Consider the following 15,613-nt stretch of genomic DNA (forward strand, 5'->3'; position numbering starts at 1 on the left):
CTCAGTCCGACTGCGGCCGCACCCAGGCGCCGGAGCGGCCGCCCTCCTTCGCGACGATGCGCACGTGCTCGATCGAGGCGAGCCGATCCATGCCCTTCACCATGTCGATGATCGCGAGCGCGGCGACCGAGACGGCGGTGATCGCCTCCATCTCGACGCCCGTGCGATCGGCGGTGCGCACCGTGGCCTCGATCTCCACGCCATCGTCGACGATCGCCAGATCGACCACGGCGCCGTGGACGCCGATCACGTGCGCGAGCGGCAGCAGCTCGGCCGTGCGCTTGGCGGCCTGGATGCCCGCGATGCGCGCGAGCGCGAGCACGTCGCCCTTGGGCACCGAGCCGTCGCGCAGCGCGGCGATCACCGCGGCGCTGCACCGCACCGACCCGCGCGCGGTGGCCGCCCGCACGGTGGGCGACTTGGCGGTGACATCGACCATGCGGGCGTGCCCTGCGGCATCCAGATGCGTGAAGCTCATACGACCACCATGACATCCAGGAGGTCTCCCTCACTCACGCGCTCGGCCTCGGCCGGCACGATCGCGTACGCCTCGGCGTGTGCGAGCCCGCCGGCCAGGTGCGACCCGGAGCCGCCTGCGGTGGCTGGCCGCACCCGCCACGCCGCCGGGTCCGAGCGGTCGATGACCGCGGGCAGGTACTGCCGGCGACCGACCGCGCTGCGCCATGACGACGCGGCTGGCAGCCGCAGCGGCGGCCGTGCGAGCTCGCGGGCGCCCTGCATCGCGCGCAGCGCCGGTCGCACGAACACCTCGAACGAGACTGCGGCGCTGACGGGGTTGCCCGGCAGCCCGAACAGCAGCGTGCCGGCCTCGGAGGCGCCGAAGCCCTGCGGCTTGCCCGGCTGCATCGCGACCTTCGTGAATGACATGGACGCAGCCAGCCCCGTGCGCACGGGCTCGTAGGCTCCTGCGCTCACCCCGCCGCTGCACACGCAGGCGTCGGCGCCGAGTCGTTCCGCCTCAGCGACGGCTGCGACGACTTCTGCTCCGTCGTCGCCGACGGTGCGCACCAGCACCACCTCTGCCCCCGCAGCAGTCGCGAGCGCCGCCAGCAGCACGCTGTTCGACTCGGGGATCTGCCCGCGATCGAGCGTGACGCCGGGCGGCACGAGCTCTGCACCGGTCGCGATCACCGCCACGCGGGGACGGCGCGCGACCGCGACCTCCGGCACGCCGCTCGCAGCGATCGCCGCGATGGCGAGCGCCGTGAGCTCTGCACCGTCATCGACCACCGGGTCTCCTGCGCGAAGATCCTCGCCCCGCAGCCGCACGTGCGCGCCGCGGCGACTCGGCGCCTGCTCGACCGAGATCCGCTCGAGCGAGTCGGCCAGACCCCCCGCGGTGTGCTCGAAGGGCACCACGGTGTCGGCTGCGCTCGGCAGCACGGCGCCGGTCATGATCCTGGCCGCCTCGCCGGGCCGCAGCGCGGGGTCGGCGGCCGATCCCGCCGGCACATCTGCCACCACCGTCAGCGGCACGGGCAGGCCGTGCGCGACGTCGTCGAAGCGCACGGCGAAGCCGTCCATCGCCGAGTTGTCGAACACCGGGATGTCCACCCCCGCGAGCACGCGCCCACGCAGGATGCGGCCGGCTGCCTGCGCGACCGGCAGCCGCTCCGAGTCGACGCTCCGCACGCGCGCGAGCACGGTCGCCAGCTGGGCCTCGACCGAGCGCAGGTCGCCGCTCACGCCGAGGCGTCCTGCAGCGCCGCGCGCCAGGCGAGCATGCCGCCGGCGAGCACGACCGCGTCGACACCGGCCGCCCGCATGGCCGCGGCCGCCTGATGCGCGCGCGCACCGGAGTGGCACACGACCACGGTCGGTGCGTCACCGCCCGCCGCCGCCCCCGGATCGGCGAGCACCCGGGCCAGCGGCACATGGCGCGCACCGGGGATCATCCCGCTCGCGACCTCGTCGCTCTCTCGCACATCCAGCACGCTCGTACCGGCGAGCGCATCCGCCAGGACCTCTCGAGCGCGCGCGGGCGCCTCGTGCGGCAGCGCACGCGCAGCCGTCAGCCGCACCTCGCGCTGCGTCGCACGCAGGCCGTCGATGACGAGCACGCGGCCGAGCAGGCTCTCCCCCACGCCCGTGACGAGCTTGATCGCCTCGAGCGCCATGAGCGAGCCCACCTGCAGGCACAGCGCCCCCATCACGCCGACCTGCGCGCACGAGGGCAGCTCGCCGACCGACTCCGGCGGGTGCAGATCCGCGAGGACCACCGGCGCGACGCCCGGCGGCGGCGCATTCCAGAAGACCGTCACCTGCGCATCGAAGGCCTGGATGGTGCCCCAGACGAGCGGGACACCCAGCTGCTCGCAGGCACCGGCGACCATCGCACGGGTCTCGAAGCTGTCGGAGCCGTCGATCACGAGGTGCGCGCCGCGCAGCGCGTCCGCCGTGTTCGCGGGCGTGAGCCGCCGCTCGAGCGGCACCACGCGCGTCTCCGAGAGCTCCGCCGCCACCCGTGCCGCGGAGGCGACCTTCGGCGACCCCACATCGCGGAGCCGATGGATGACCTGCCGGTGCAGGTTCGAGAGCTCGACCACGTCGTCGTCGATCACGGTGAGCGTGCCGACGCCCGCAGCTGCCAGGGCCAGCACAAGCGGCGCACCGAGCCCGCCGGCCCCGACGATGGCGATGTGCGCGCCCGCGAGCCGGCGTTGGCCGATCTCACCCAGCTGCGGGAGGCGCGCGTGCCGCGCGGTGCGCAGGCGCTCGCGCTCCGACAGCGCCGCATGCGGCTCGACCAGCGGGACCATACCCATGGCGCCAGGCTACGCGGAACCGCGCCCAGCGGCCACGACCAGGCCGCAGAACCGCGTGTGCCATGGAATTGCGCTCGATTCTCCGCATCTGCGGAGATAGAGTGCACGCATGCAATCCTTCAAGGTGTCGCAGGCCGCACGGCTGCTCGGCGTCAGCGACGACACCGTGCGCCGCTGGATCGAGCAGGGCGAGCTGCCGACCGGTGCGGGCAGGCCGATCGAGGTGCCCGGCGATGCGCTCGCCGCCAAGGCGATCGAGCTCGCGTCAGCACCGGCCGACCCTGATGGCACGCGCTCGAGCGCCCGCAACCGCTTCGTGGGCCTGGTCGTGCGCGTGCAGCGCGATGGCGTCATGGCGCAGGTCGACATCCAGGCGGGCCAGCACCGGGTCGTCTCGCTGCTCTCGGCCGAGGCGGTCGACGAGCTCGGGCTCGAGGTGGGCTCGCTCGCCGCAGCGGTCGTGAAGGCGACCAACGTCGTCGTCGAGACGCCGAGCGCATGATGCGCCGTCGGCTCGCAGCAGTGACCGCCGCGACGCTGCTGCTCGCAGGCTGCGGCGCGTCGGGCGACGCCGACGACGGCGACCAGCGCGCGTCCCTGACGATCGCCTCGGCCGCATCGCTCGCCGATGCGATGGGCACCATTGCCGAAGCCTTCGAGCGCGATCACGATGGCGTCGACGTGCAGCCGGTAGTGAGCGACGGCTCCTCGACGCTCGCCACGCAGATCCGCGCAGGCGCCCCGTACGACGTGTTCGTCTCGGCAGACGAGCCCACCATGGCGGGCGTCGCCGAGCTGGTCGGTGAGCCGCTGCCGCTCGCGACCAATGCTCTGGTGATCGTGGTGCCGCTCGGCAACCCCGGGGGCGTGCGCGAGCTCCGCGACCTCGCGGGCGTCTCCACCGTGCTCTGCGCGCCCGAGGTGCCGTGCGGCGCCGCCAGCGAGCGGCTGCTCGCACTCGGCGGTGTCGAGCTGCGACCGGTCAGCCTCGAGCAGAGCGTGCGCGGGGTGCTCACGAAGGTGGAGGCGAACGCGGTCGACGCAGGGCTCGTCTACTCGACCGACGCAGCGGCATCCGAGGCGGTCGAGACCATCGATGCCGCCGGTGCCGACAGGGTCGTCAACCGTGCGGTGGTCGCGGACGTGCTCGACTCGCCCGAGCCCGAGCTGGCAGCCGAGCTGGCGCGCTTCATCGCCGGCGATGAGGGTCGCGCGGTGCTCGCCGAGCTCGGCTTCGGCCCTCCGTGACCGCGCAGAGGGCCTCCTGGCCGTGGCCGCCGGTGCTTGCGGCGCCCATCGTGCTCGGGCTGCTGCTGCTCGTGGTGCCGCTGATCGCACTGGTGGGGAAGGTCGAGTGGGCGAGCCTCGGCACCGACATCGCATCGCCGGAAGCGCTCAGCGCGCTCGGCCTCTCGCTCGGCACCGCGCTGCTCGCGACCACGATCTGCCTGGTGCTCGGCGCCCCCCTGGCGATCGCGATCGCCAGGGCCGGCGATCGCGGCGCCGCGCTGCTGCGGGCCCTCGTGACCATCCCGCTCGTGCTGCCGCCGCTGGTCGACGGGGTGGCGCTGCTGGCGCTGCTGGGGCGCGACGCGCCGCTCGGCCGCGTGCTCGCCGCGTGGGGCGTGGAGGTGCCGTTCACCACCGCCGCGGTCGTGCTCGCCCAGACCTTCGTGTCGTTGCCGTTCCTGGTGCTGGCGATCGAGGGCACGGTGCGCGCCCGCGGGATGGCGCTCGAGCGCACCGCGGCATCGCTCGGTGCCCCGCCGTGGACGGTGCTGCTGCGTGTCACCCTGCCGCTCGCGGCACCGGGGCTGCTGGCCGGCACGACCCTGTGCTTCGCACGCGCACTGGGCGAGTTCGGTGCCACCGCCATCTTCGCCGGCAACGCGCCGGGTGTGACGCGCACGATGCCGCTGGCCATCTACACCGCCTTCCACGGCACCGGCGCAACCCAGGCGACCGCGATCGCGCTGTCGCTGCTGCTGCTCGTGAGCGCCATCGCGGTGCTGCTGCTGGCCCGTGCGTGGCGGCCGGGTGCGATGACGGGGAGCGTGCGGTGAGCGGCGCGGCGCTCGACGCCCGCATCGTCGTGCACCGCGCGCACGGCATGACGGTGCGCGCGCACGTGCGCGCCGCGGCCGGCGAGGTGGTGGCGCTCATCGGGCCGAGCGGCGCGGGCAAGTCGACCATCCTGCAGGCGATCGCGGGCTCCGTGCCGCTCGCCGAGGGCGAGGTCGTGATCGGCGACCTGCGGGTCGCGAGCGCACGCCGCAGCCTGCCCGCACACCGCCGTGGCGTCGTGCTGCTCGATCAGCACGCTCGGCTGTTCCCGCATCTGACGGCGAGCGAGAACGTCGCGTTCGGGCTGCGCGCTCGGGGCCTGACGACGGCGGCGGCTGCGCAGCAGGCGACGGCTTGGCTTGACCGGGTCGGGCTGCACGGGCTCGGCGACCGCGCGCCGGAACGGCTCTCCGGCGGGCAGCAGCAGCGCGTCGCGCTCGCCCGCGCGCTCGCGGTCGAGCCAGCGCTCGTGCTGCTCGACGAGCCCTTCACCTCCCTCGACGTCGAGACGGCGGCTGACGTGCGCGCCCTCGTGCAGGAGCAGCTGGCCTCCAGTGGCGCGACCGCGCTCGTGGTGACGCATGCGGCAGAGGATGCGGCGGCGATCGCCGGGCGCATCGTCGTCGTCGAGGCGGGCGGCATCGCGCAGCAGGGCGCGGTGCGCTCGGTGCTGGAGCGGCCGACGACCCGCTTCGCAGCCGCCTTCGCGGACGTGAACCGCATCGACGGCGTCGTGCAGGGCGGCGAGTGGAGCGCTGGCGGAACGCTGGCGCTGCATGTGCAGGGCCAGGGTGCGCCGATCGCCGACGGGCCAGCTGCCGCCGTAGTGCGCCCCGCCGACGTGCGCGTGGCAGCGGCGCGCGCGGCGCGCGACCCGCGTGCGAGCAACGCGACGGTGGTGCGCGTGCTGCGCCGACCGGCGGGCGTGCGGGTGGCGTGCGCGCTCGCGGGCGCGGCACCGGACGCCCCCGGCATCGCAGCCGACCTCGACGAGGCGACCGCGGCGAGCCTGGCCCTGCGCCCAGGGGATCACGTGCGACTCTCCATCGACCCGCAGCACCTGCGCCTGCTCCCGCAGGACTCGCAGCACGCCACGAGCGCGCCTACCGTGGAGGCATGACCGCCCACGAGCCCCGCCCCGCGCGCACCGTCAGCCGTCGCATCAGCGACCATGCCGCGGTGGTCGCGATTGCGACCGATCCCGAGACCTTCTCCAGCGCCGTCTCGCGCCACGTGCAGGTGCCGAACGGGCTCGATGGCGAGGCGCACCGGCAGGCGCGCGCCATGCTGGACCCATTCCTGGACGCGCAGCGCGTCGCCGCCTCGACGCCCGCGTTCGTGCGTGTCGCGCAGCAGCTGCTCGAGCAGCTCGCCGGCAGGGAGGCATTCGATGCGGTGAGCGAGCTCGGCGCACGGTACGCGGTGCGCGCGCAGTCCGCCTGGCTCGGCTGGCCAGCGACGATCGAGGACGAGCTGCTGCAGTGGGTCGCCGACAACCGGGCCGCCACCCGGTCGGGCGACCGCACGCGCATGGCCGGCGTCGCCAAGCGCTTCGACGCGATCGTCCGCGCTCGCGTGCAGGAGCGCATGGGCACCGACGCCCCGGACGACCTCACGACCGCGCTGGTGCGCACCCGGGACGCCGACGGCCAGCCGCTGCCGCAGGAGGTGCTCGTCTCCGTGCTGCGCAATTGGACGGGCGGCGACCTCGCCTCCCTCGCGCTGTGCATCGGGGTCGTGGTGGCATGGCTCACGAGGCACCCCGAGCACGCCGAGCGGCTCGCCGCCGCGGACGACGACGAGCTGGACGCGACGCTCGACGAGATCCTCCGCATCGATGACCCGTTCCTGGCGAACCGTCGCATCGCGACCCGCGACACCGAGGTGGGTGGCTGCCCGATCGCGCAGGGCGAGGTCGTGGCCCTCAGCTGGCGGCAGGCCAACGTCGACCCGGCGCGCTTCCCGAGTCCGTACGCCTTCGACCCGCACGGCAATGCATCCGACAACCTCGTCTGGGGCATCGGCCCGCACGTGTGCCCGGGGAGGCCGCTCGCGACGCTGCAGCTGCGCGTGCTCACGCGGGAGCTGCTGCGCACCGGCAGCGTCCGCACCGCCGAGGAGCATGGCGGCATCGAGCGCGAGACGCCGCCGGCTGGTGGCTACCGACGCTTCATGGCGGCCATCGAGCGGCACGACGCCTGACTGCCTCAGGGTCGCCGGAGTCGCTGCGGATCGGGGGTGCTGATCGGATCCCACCCGCGCTTGGGGGCCCGGCTGCCCTGCACGTCATCGCGCGAGCGATAGACGACGTAGGGGCGGAAGAGGTAGCCGACCGGGGCAGAGAAGACGTGCACCAGGCGCGTGAACGGCCACAGGGTGAACAGCGCGAGGGCGGCCAGCACGTGCAGCTGGAAGAGGATGGGCACGCCCACCATCAGCTCCGGCTGGGGCTGGAAGCCGAAGATGCTGCGGATCCATGGCGAGATGGTCTCGCGATAGTGGAACCCGGGCCCGAAGAGCTGGTGCACGACCGTCGCGAGCGTGCCGAAGCCGAGCGCCGCCGCGAGGAAGACGTACATCACCTTGTCCATCAGCGTGGTGGCGAGGAAGACGGGTCCGACGGTGCGGCGACGGTAGATGAGGATCGCGAGGCCCGCGAGCGTCAGCACAGCGGCCGCGGTGCCGAGCGCGGTCGCGCCGAAGTGGTACATCTCCTCGGTGATGCCGATCGCATACAGCCACTCGCGCGGGATGAACAGGCCCACGACGTGCCCTGCGAGCACCATCAGGATGCCGAGGTGGAACATCGGTGATCCCCACCGCAGCAGCGTGTTCTCGTAGGTCTGGCTGGAGCGCGTCGTCCAGCCGAACTTGTCGTAGCGGTACCGCCAGATGTGTCCGACCACGAAGACCACGATGCTGACATAGGGCACCGCCACCCACAGGACGATCTCGATCGCAGTCATTGGTCCGCTCCGTTCTGGGAGTTCGCGATGAAGGGCTCCAGCCCGAGGCTGAGCCCGACGGTCTCCGTCGGCGGCCCGTCGCTGACCAGCTGCCGGAAGCGCTCTCGGGTGCGCTCGTCCACCGGAGGCAGCGAGAGCGTGACGGTGCGGATGACCGAAGCCCATGGGCTGTCGAGATCCTCCAGCGCCGCACGCAGCAGCTCGATGCCCTCCCGGTGCGAGGTGATGACGGCCGCCGCCACGTCGGAGCCGCTCAGCGCCGAGAACTCCAGCACCGCCGGCAGGTAGTCCGGCAGCTCCTGCGCGTCGAACTGCCAGCCCGCTGCGCGGTACGCGTCGAGGAAGGTCAGCAGCGCCATGCCGCGCCGGCGCGTGTCACCGGTGGCGAAGTAGCTCAGGTACAGGCTGCACTTGCGCTTCAGGTCGAAGGTGAGCACGTAGTGCTCCTCCCACTGCGCCGGCCCCGCGAGCTCAGCGGCGTCCATGAAGCTCCCGAGCGGCTCGGCGATGGGCTCTGGCAGCCCGTCGAGGTGCTCGCGCAGCGACGGCAGCCGGTCGAACCACGCCGCATCCGGGTAGTCGAGCAGCAGCGATGCGAGCATGTGCGTGCGCGCTCGCTGATCGGCCTTGAGCCGCAAAGGCGGCAGCTCACCCGGCAGCCTGGGCCGCCGGGTGGGCATCGGAAGGATCGTTCTCACGTGTCCTTCCCCCGCTTCCCCTTGCCCGTCCGCTGCACGGGACCCATCTCGCCCTCTGGCACGTCCTTCGGCGGGAAGAGGCCGCGCGGGGTGCCGTTGCCGTCCCAGTTGAGCAGGTTGACCCGCCCCGGGCCCGACGGCCGATCGGCGGTCTGCCGCGCCTCGAGGGACTGGAAGTTCTCGACCGCGACCGGAACGCTCTGGCCGCTGGACGAGCCGAACGGCCCGGCACCGCCCATCCCCGGCCCGTCCTCGAAGTCGAGCGAGCAGCCCATCTCCTCGAGGTCGTGCGCCTGCTCGGCGTGCGCGCTCGGGATGACGTAGCGCTCCTCGTACTTCGCGATCGCGAGCAGCCGGTACATCTCCTGCACGTCCTCCCCCGTCATGCCGACGGCGCGCGCGATGCGCTCGTCGCCCTGCTTGTCGAGGTTCACACCGCGCATGTACGTCCGCATCGCCGCCATCCGACGCAGCGCGAGGTCGACGGGGTCGGGGTCACCGGCCGAGAACATCTCTGCCAGGTACCCGATCGGGATGCGCAGCTTCTCGATCGCCGCGAACAGCGTGCGCGCATCCTCTCCGTCGCCGCCGGAGCCGGAGACGACATCGACCACCGGCGAGAGCGGCGGGATGTACCAGACCATCGGCATCGTGCGGTATTCCGGGTGCAGCGGCAGCGCCACCTCGTACTGCTGGATGAGCTTCCAGATCGGGCTGCGCTGCGCGGCGTCGATCCAGTCATCCTGGATGCCGTCCTTGCGGGCCTGCTCGATGACCGCAGGGTCGTGCGGGTCGAGCAGGATGCTGCGCTGCGCGGCCAGCAGCGCGTGCTCATCCTCGACGCTCGCCGCCTCGGCGACCAGGTCGGCGTCGTAGAGCACCAGCCCGATGTAGCGCAGCCGTCCGACGCAGGTCTCGGCGCACACGGTCGGCAGTCCCACCTCGATGCGCGGGTAGCACATGGTGCACTTCTCGGCCTTGCCGGTGCGGTGGTTGAAGTAGACCTTCTTGTAGGGGCAGCCGGAGACGCACATGCGCCAGCCGCGGCACTGGTCCTGGTCGACCAGCACGATGCCGTCCTCCGCGCGCTTGTACATCGCGCCCGAGGGGCAGGAGGCGACGCACGACGGGTTGAGGCAGTGCTCGCAGATGCGCGGCAGGTAGAACATGAACGCCTTGGAGAACTCCGCCTCGACCGTCTCGCTCATCTTCTGCAGGATCGGGTCGTCCTGCATGGTCTCGAGCGAACCGCCCAGGTTGTCGTCCCAGTTCGCCGACCACGAGATCTTGGTGTCTTCCCCGGTGAGCAGGCTGCGTGGCTTCGCCACCGGGATCTGGTCGCCGGCGGGGGCGTTGAGCAGCATGTCGTAGTCGTAGGTCCACGGCTCGTAGTAGTCGTGGATCTCCGGCAGCTTCGGGTTCGAGAAGATGTGCGCGAGCTTCCAGAGCCGGCCGCCGTCTTTGAGCTTCAGGTTGCCGCGCTTGGTGCGCTTCCAGCCGCCGCGCCACTTCTCCTGATCCTCGTAGGTCCTCGGATAGCCCACACCGGGCCGGGTCTCGACGTTGTTGAACCAGACGTACTCGACACCCGTGCGGTTGGTCCACGCCTGCTTGCACGTGACGGAGCACGTATGGCATCCGATGCACTTGTCGAGGTTCATCACCATCGAAATCTGCGCCATGACCTTCATCAGTACTCGACCTCCTGGCTTCGGCGTCGGATCGTCGTGACCTCGTCGCGCTGGTTCCCGGTGGGTCCCAGGTAGTTGAACGCCCAGGCGAGCTGGGCGTAGCCACCGATCAGGTGACTGGGCTTGAGCAGGATGCGCGTGAGCGAGTTGTGGATGCCTCCGCGCTTGCCGCTCGTCTCGGCGATCGGCACGTCGATGGTCCGATCCTTCGCGTGGTACATGAACACCGTGCCCTCCGGCATCCGGTGCGAGACGATCGCGCGGGCCACCACCACACCGTTGCGGTTGTACGACTCGATCCAGTCGTTGTCCCGCACGCCGACCTTCTCGGCATCCTGCGGACTCATCCAGATCGTCGGGCCGCCGCGCGAGAGCGAGAGCATGAACAGGTTGTCCTGGTACTCCGAGTGGATCGACCACTTCGAGTGCGGCGTCAGGTAGCGCACGGCCACCTCCGCCTGCCCGGCACCGGGCCCGGTGGCCTCGCTGACCGCGCCGATCTGTGCGTCGCCGAAGAGCCGGTGCATGTCGAGCGGTGGCCGATAGATGGGCAGGTTCTCGCCCAGCTCCTCCATCCAGTCGTGGTCGAGGTAGAAGTGCTGGCGGCCGGTGAGCGTGTGCCAGGGCTTCAGGTGCTCGACGTTGATCGCGAAGGCGGTGTAGCGCCTGCCGCCGTGCTCCGAGCCCGACCACTCTGGGCTCGTGATGACGCTGCGCGGCTGCTGCTGCACATCGGCGAACGAGATGCGCGAGCCCTCGTGATCCTCCGCCAGGTGCGCGATGCGCTGCCCGGTCTGCCGCTCGAGCTGCCGGAACCCCTGCACCGAGAGCCGGCCGTTGCTGGTGCCCGAGAGCGCCAGGATCATCTCGCACGCGCGCTTGTCGCTGTCGAGCCGCACGCGCCCGGCCAGCTTCCCGGACGGGTAGACGCCATTCGCCCGACCCAGCACGCCGATCTCCTCATCGGGCCGATAGGTGATCGACTTCGTCGTCATGCCGAGCTTCTCGGTGAGCGGACCGAGGCTGCGCCATCGGTCGTAGAGCGCCGGATAGTCGCGCTCGACCACGATCAGCTTCGGCATCGTCACTCCTGGCACGAGCGGGGCGTCCTCCGGCACACGCCCGTGCGGCGTGGCCATCACGTCCGGGGTGTCGTGCTGCAGCGGTGCCGCGACCACGTCGCGCCGCACACCCAGGTGCCCCTCGCAGAGCTCGCTGAAGCGCTTCGCGAGCTCTCCGAAGAGGTCGAAGTCGGTCTTCGTCTGCCAGGGCGGATTGATGGCCGGGTTGAACGAGTGGATGAACGGGTGCATGTCGGTCGACGACAGGTCGTACTTCTCGTACCAGGTGGCAGCGGGGAAGACGAGATCGCTGAACAGCGTCGTCGAGGTCATGCGGAAGTCGGCCGTCATGAGCAGGTCGAGCTTGCCGCTGGCGGCCTCCTCGCGCCAGACCATGTCGCGCGGCCGCTCGCCCGGACCGGACTGCTCCGCGCGCACTGCGGCGTCGGTGCCCAGCAGGTGCTTGAGGAAGTACTCGTTGCCCTTGCCGGAGGAGCCGAGCACGTTGGCGCGCCACATGGAGATGACGCGCGGGAAGTTCTCGGGGGCGCCAGGATCCTCGACCGCGTAGTGCAGCGAGCCGTCGGTGAGCGAGTCGACGATGTGCTCGGCGGGCTCCTTGCCGGCGGCCTCCGCCTCGTCGCACAGGTCGAGCGGGTTGCGGGAGAAGGTCGGGAAGCTCGGCATCCAGCCGCGCTTGGTCGACTCCACCAGGCAGTCGGCCGTCGTGCGGCCCGCGAACGTGCCGCGGGCCAGCGGCGAGGAGAGCTGATCGGCCGGCAGTCCGTCGTAGCGCCACTGCTCGGAGGCGAGGTACCAGAAGGCGGTGCCGATGGCGAGCCGCGCGGGGCGGTTCCAGTCGGCCGCGGTGGCGTACTGCGAGTAGCCGGTGAGCGGTCGCACCTTCTCCTGCCCGACGTAGTGCGCCCATCCGCCACCGTTGACGCCCTGGCAGCCGGTCATGGTCGTGAGGGCCAGGAAGGTGCGGTAGATCGTGTCGGAGTGGAACCAGTGGTTGGTGCCGGCGCCCATCAGGATCATCGAGCGGCCGCCGGACTGCTCGGCGTTGTCGGCGAACTCGCGTCCGATGCGGATCACCTGCTCGGCCGGCACGGACGTGAGCTCCTGCTGCCAGGCCGGCGTGCCCGGCGCCTCGGCATCGTCGTAGCCGCTCGGCCACTGCCCCGGCAGGCCCTCGCGCTCGACGCCGTACTGCGCCAGCATCAGGTCGAACACGGTGGTGACGGTGCGCCCGGCCACCTCCATCGTCGGCACACCCCGCAGGATGACGCCGGAGCCGCCCGCGTGCTCCTGCCCCGGCTCGGGAGCCAGGTCGAAGCGCGGCAGCGCGATCTCGGCCGATGCGCCGGCCCAATCGGGCACGTCGGCGACCGACAGCGGCGGCACGGTGTCGCCCAGGTCGAGGTTCCACAGGCCCTCGTCCTCGGGGGTGAAGCGGTGGCCGAGCGAGCCGTTCGGCACCACCGGCGTGCCGTGCTGGTCGAGCAGCACCGTCTTGAAGTCTGCGCGCGGCACCGCTGCCGCCGCGCCGCCGAGGTCGCTCGCGGTGACGAACTTCCCGGGCACCAGCTGATCGCCGCGCTGCTCGAGCGCGATCAGGTAGGGGGCGTCCGAGTAGCGCCGCATGTAGTCGACGAAGCGCTCGGTCTGGCGATCGACCAGGAACTCCTTCAGGATGACGTGCCCCATCGCGAAGGCGAGTGCGCCATCCGTGCCGGGGTGCGGGGCGACCCATTCGTCGGCGAACTTCGTGTTGTCGGTGTAGTCGGGCGAGACGGTGATGACCTTCTGCCCGCGGTAGCGCGCCTCCACCATGAAGTGCGCGTCCGGCGTGCGGGTGACCGGCACGTTCGAGCCCCACATCATCAGGTAGCTCGCGTTCCACCAGTCGGCGGACTCGGGGACGTCGGTCTGGTCGCCGAACACCTGCGGGCTGGCCACGGGCAGATCGGCGTACCAGTCGTAGAACGAGAGCATCGAGCCGCCGATGAGGCTCATGAAGCGCGAGCCCGCCCCGTGCGAGACCATCGACATCGCCGGGATGGGCGAGAAGCCGGCGATGCGATCGGGACCGTAGCGCTTGATCGTGTGCACGTGCGCGGCTGCCGCGATCTCCAGCGCCTCATCCCAGGTGGTGCGCACGAGGCCGCCCTTGCCGCGGGCGCTCTTGTATGCCCGCGAGGCTTCGGGGTCGTCGACGATCGACGCCCATGCAACCACCGGATCGCCGTGCTGCGCCTTCGCTGCGCGGTACTGGCGGGCGAGCGTCTCGCGGATGTACGGGTACCGCACGCGGGTCGGCGAGTAGGTGTACCAGCTGAACGCGGCACCGCGCGGGCAGCCGCGCGGCTCGTACTCGGGCGAGTCGGGGCCGACGCTCGGGTAGTCGGTCTGCTGCGCCTCCCAGGTGATGATGCCGTCCTTGACGTACACCTTCCAGGAGCAGGAGCCTGTGCAGTTCACGCCGTGCGTGGAGCGCACCACCTTGTCGTGCGACCAGCGGTCCCGGTAGAACACGTCGCCCTCACGCCCGCCCTTCAGGAACAGCGACCGGAGATCCTCCGAGACCGCTCCGCGGCGCACGAAGCGCGACATGCCCACGAGCGCCTCTGCCAGTGGCCCATCGGTCGCGGGTGCGGTGCGAGCTGGGCGTTCGGTCTGTGTCATGGCGGATCTCCTCGGTATCAGCGCTTCGCCTCGGCGCCGGGGCGCACGGTGTAGAACCGGGTGAGCCCGGAGCAGCACAGGCGGTCGAACCCGGCCAGGGCCAGGCCCGGCGCGATCGCGCTGGCCGGGCGGCAGGTGGCGAGCGAGGAGGTCGTGATCCGGCGCGACGACCACGCGAGCCGCTCGTCCCGCGTCTCATCGTTCTCGGGGTCCGAGATTGAAAGATCGCCCGAGATCGTCGACGTCCGTGTCGCCTGCATCGTGCTCCTCAGCCCAGTGCCTCTTCCGCCCACCATGCCTCAACCGGTGCTCGCGAGCAAGCGCCGCGGCGACATCCGACCGATACCCCTGGCGTTCTCGCGGGCGCCCGTTACGGTGGAGTCATGAACCCCTTGGCGATCCGATGACCGGCGTGCCGGTGTCGATCACTCGCCGCGGCGAGACGATCGCGCAGGACGTCGCCGGCGGCGCGCTCGTCGACAGGTTCGGTCGCGTGCACCGCGACCTCCGCATCTCCCTCACCGATCGGTGCTCGCTCCGCTGCACGTACTGCATGCCGGAGCAGGGCAACGAGTGGCTCGCGCGCAGCAGCATCCTGACCGTCGACGAGATCGTGCGCGTCGCGAGCGTCGCCGCGGCAGCGGGCATCACGACGTTCCGACTCACGGGCGGCGAGCCGCTGCTGCGCACCGACATCGTCGATGTCACCCGTCGTCTGGCCGCGATCGTCGGACCCGACGGCGCGCCGGTCGAGCTCGCGATGACGACGAACGGCATCAAGCTGCCCGCGCTGCTCCCGGAGCTGATCGATGCGGGCCTCGCGCGCCTCAACATCTCGATCGACACGCTGCGTCGGGATCGATTCGCCGCGCTGACGCGTCGCGATCGTCTCGACGACGTGCTGGCGGGCATCCGCGCAGCGGCCGACGCGGGCCTGCGCCCGCTGAAGCTGAACGCGGTCGCCATGCGCGATGTGAACGACGACGAGCTGATCGAGCTCGTCGAGTTCGCGATGGAGCACGACGCGCAGCTGCGGTTCATCGAGCAGATGCCGCTGGACGCCGGGCACACGTGGGATCGGGAGCGCATGGTGACGCGCGACGAGATGCTGGCGACACTCTCGACGCGATGGTCGCTCACCCCCGTGCCGGCGCGCGGAGGTGCTCCCGCCGAGCGGTGGACGCTCGACGGCGGCCCGCACACCGTCGGCGTGATCGCCTCGGTGACGGCGCCCTTCTGCGGCGCATGCGATCGCATGCGGCTCACCGCCGACGGCCAGCTGCGCAACTGCCTCTTCTCGACCACCGAGTACGACCTGCTCCCCGTGCTCCGGGACGGCGAGCACGGCGGCACGGATGCCGCGATCGACGGCGTGCTGCGCGCCTGCGTGCTCGGCAAGCTCCCCGGCCACGCGATCAACGATCCCTCGTTCCTGCAGCCGGCGCGCGGCATGAACGCGATCGGCGGCTGAGCCGCGGTTCGACCGCCGACTCTCGTCCGTCAACCGAGCCTGTGGTACGGCCGCCCGATTGGGCGGTGTCAAGTGGTGAGTGCGTGGTGATGGATGAGTTGGTTGAGGTGTTCGGCTGGGGTGGCCCAGTCGAGGGTCATGCGGGGGCGGATGTTGAGCAGGTGCTGGGTGCGCTCGATGTCGTCATC

General features: G+C 71.6%; 14 protein-coding genes. 6 read left to right on the forward strand and 8 right to left on the reverse strand.

The genetic code is table 11. From position 1 onward, the window contains the following. Position 1: 1 nt before the first annotated feature. The 3 genes from moaC to ACJJVL_RS01515 are packed head-to-tail and all read right to left on the reverse strand — an operon-like array spanning position 2 to position 2,786. The gene (gene moaC, locus ACJJVL_RS01505; protein WP_405216268.1) at positions 2 to 478 is read right to left on the reverse strand and encodes a cyclic pyranopterin monophosphate synthase MoaC; all 477 of its coding nucleotides are present in this window, start codon (positions 476 to 478) and stop codon (positions 2 to 4) included. Next, positions 475 to 1,707 (reverse strand): gephyrin-like molybdotransferase Glp, encoded by a 1,233-nt coding sequence (gene glp, locus ACJJVL_RS01510; RefSeq protein WP_405216270.1) that lies wholly within the window; start codon positions 1,705 to 1,707, stop codon positions 475 to 477. The genes moaC and glp overlap by 4 nt, the downstream gene beginning before the upstream one ends. Next, positions 1,704 to 2,786 (reverse strand): ThiF family adenylyltransferase, encoded by a 1,083-nt coding sequence (locus ACJJVL_RS01515; RefSeq protein ID WP_405216272.1) that lies wholly within the window; start codon positions 2,784 to 2,786, stop codon positions 1,704 to 1,706. Before ACJJVL_RS01515 ends, glp begins: the two co-directional genes overlap by 4 nt. Before the next feature lie 109 nt (positions 2,787 to 2,895). On the opposite strand from ACJJVL_RS01515, the gene ACJJVL_RS01520 reads away from it, so the two are divergent. The 5 genes from ACJJVL_RS01520 to ACJJVL_RS01540 are packed head-to-tail and all read left to right on the forward strand — an operon-like array spanning position 2,896 to position 7,052. Further along, complete coding sequence (locus ACJJVL_RS01520) at positions 2,896 to 3,288, forward strand: molybdopterin-binding protein (protein ID WP_405216274.1); 393 nt, start codon at positions 2,896 to 2,898, stop codon at positions 3,286 to 3,288. Between the two features lie 20 nt (positions 3,289 to 3,308). Next, the gene (gene modA, locus ACJJVL_RS01525) at positions 3,309 to 4,034 is read left to right on the forward strand and encodes a molybdate ABC transporter substrate-binding protein (RefSeq protein ID WP_405216276.1); all 726 of its coding nucleotides are present in this window, start codon (positions 3,309 to 3,311) and stop codon (positions 4,032 to 4,034) included. Further along, the gene (locus tag ACJJVL_RS01530; RefSeq protein WP_405216278.1) at positions 4,031 to 4,849 is read left to right on the forward strand and encodes an ABC transporter permease; all 819 of its coding nucleotides are present in this window, start codon (positions 4,031 to 4,033) and stop codon (positions 4,847 to 4,849) included. Before modA ends, ACJJVL_RS01530 begins: the two co-directional genes overlap by 4 nt. Further along, a complete protein-coding gene (locus tag ACJJVL_RS01535) occupies positions 4,846 to 5,970 on the forward strand; it encodes a sulfate/molybdate ABC transporter ATP-binding protein (RefSeq protein WP_405216280.1) in 1,125 nt (374 codons plus the stop codon). The genes ACJJVL_RS01530 and ACJJVL_RS01535 overlap by 4 nt, the downstream gene beginning before the upstream one ends. Continuing rightward, complete coding sequence (locus ACJJVL_RS01540; protein WP_405216282.1) at positions 5,967 to 7,052, forward strand: cytochrome P450; 1,086 nt, start codon at positions 5,967 to 5,969, stop codon at positions 7,050 to 7,052. The genes ACJJVL_RS01535 and ACJJVL_RS01540 overlap by 4 nt, the downstream gene beginning before the upstream one ends. A 5-nt stretch (positions 7,053 to 7,057) precedes the next feature. Here ACJJVL_RS01540 and narI read toward each other — a convergent pair whose 3' ends face one another. From narI to ACJJVL_RS01565, 5 genes are read right to left on the reverse strand one after another with little or no spacing between them, the layout of a single operon-like run. Continuing rightward, entirely contained in the window at positions 7,058 to 7,816 is a 759-nt protein-coding gene (gene narI / locus ACJJVL_RS01545) for a respiratory nitrate reductase subunit gamma (RefSeq protein ID WP_405216284.1), read from the reverse strand. Next, the gene (gene narJ, locus ACJJVL_RS01550) at positions 7,813 to 8,496 is read right to left on the reverse strand and encodes a nitrate reductase molybdenum cofactor assembly chaperone (protein ID WP_405216286.1); all 684 of its coding nucleotides are present in this window, start codon (positions 8,494 to 8,496) and stop codon (positions 7,813 to 7,815) included. Before narJ ends, narI begins: the two co-directional genes overlap by 4 nt. Positions 8,497 to 8,510: 14 nt before the next feature. Continuing rightward, on the reverse strand, positions 8,511 to 10,205 hold the full coding sequence (gene narH, locus ACJJVL_RS01555) for a nitrate reductase subunit beta (RefSeq protein WP_405216288.1): 1,695 nt from the start codon (positions 10,203 to 10,205) through the stop codon (positions 8,511 to 8,513). Further along, on the reverse strand, positions 10,205 to 13,954 hold the full coding sequence (locus ACJJVL_RS01560; protein ID WP_405216290.1) for a nitrate reductase subunit alpha: 3,750 nt from the start codon (positions 13,952 to 13,954) through the stop codon (positions 10,205 to 10,207). Before ACJJVL_RS01560 ends, narH begins: the two co-directional genes overlap by 1 nt. Positions 13,955 to 13,971: 17 nt before the next feature. Next, a complete protein-coding gene (locus ACJJVL_RS01565; RefSeq protein WP_405216292.1) occupies positions 13,972 to 14,214 on the reverse strand; it encodes a hypothetical protein in 243 nt (80 codons plus the stop codon). Between the two features lie 143 nt (positions 14,215 to 14,357). Here ACJJVL_RS01565 and moaA point away from each other — a divergent pair, with 143 nt between their 5' ends. After that, on the forward strand, positions 14,358 to 15,425 hold the full coding sequence (gene moaA / locus ACJJVL_RS01570) for a GTP 3',8-cyclase MoaA (protein ID WP_405216294.1): 1,068 nt from the start codon (positions 14,358 to 14,360) through the stop codon (positions 15,423 to 15,425). The last annotated feature ends 188 nt before the right edge of the window (positions 15,426 to 15,613 follow it).

Source organism: Agrococcus sp. Ld7, from assembly GCF_045064095.1.
Taxonomy (GTDB): Bacteria; Actinomycetota; Actinomycetes; order Actinomycetales; family Microbacteriaceae; genus Agrococcus.

Excerpts from the sequence above, each read along its gene's own strand:
- moaC (WP_405216268.1), bottom strand. The coding sequence starts at position 478 with ATGAGCTTCACGCATCTGGATGCCGCAGGGCACGCCCGCATGGTCGAT.
- ACJJVL_RS01515 (WP_405216272.1), bottom strand. The coding sequence starts at position 2,786 with ATGGGTATGGTCCCGCTGGTCGAGCCGCATGCGGCGCTGTCGGAGCGC.
- ACJJVL_RS01520 (WP_405216274.1), top strand. The coding sequence starts at position 2,896 with ATGCAATCCTTCAAGGTGTCGCAGGCCGCACGGCTGCTCGGCGTCAGC.
- ACJJVL_RS01540 (WP_405216282.1), top strand. The coding sequence starts at position 5,967 with ATGACCGCCCACGAGCCCCGCCCCGCGCGCACCGTCAGCCGTCGCATC.
- narI (WP_405216284.1), bottom strand. The coding sequence starts at position 7,816 with ATGACTGCGATCGAGATCGTCCTGTGGGTGGCGGTGCCCTATGTCAGC.
- narJ (WP_405216286.1), bottom strand. The coding sequence starts at position 8,496 with ATGCCCACCCGGCGGCCCAGGCTGCCGGGTGAGCTGCCGCCTTTGCGG.
- narH (WP_405216288.1), bottom strand. The coding sequence starts at position 10,205 with ATGAAGGTCATGGCGCAGATTTCGATGGTGATGAACCTCGACAAGTGC.
- ACJJVL_RS01560 (WP_405216290.1), bottom strand. The coding sequence starts at position 13,954 with ATGACACAGACCGAACGCCCAGCTCGCACCGCACCCGCGACCGATGGG.
- ACJJVL_RS01565 (WP_405216292.1), bottom strand. The coding sequence starts at position 14,214 with ATGCAGGCGACACGGACGTCGACGATCTCGGGCGATCTTTCAATCTCG.
- moaA (WP_405216294.1), top strand. The coding sequence starts at position 14,358 with ATGACCGGCGTGCCGGTGTCGATCACTCGCCGCGGCGAGACGATCGCG.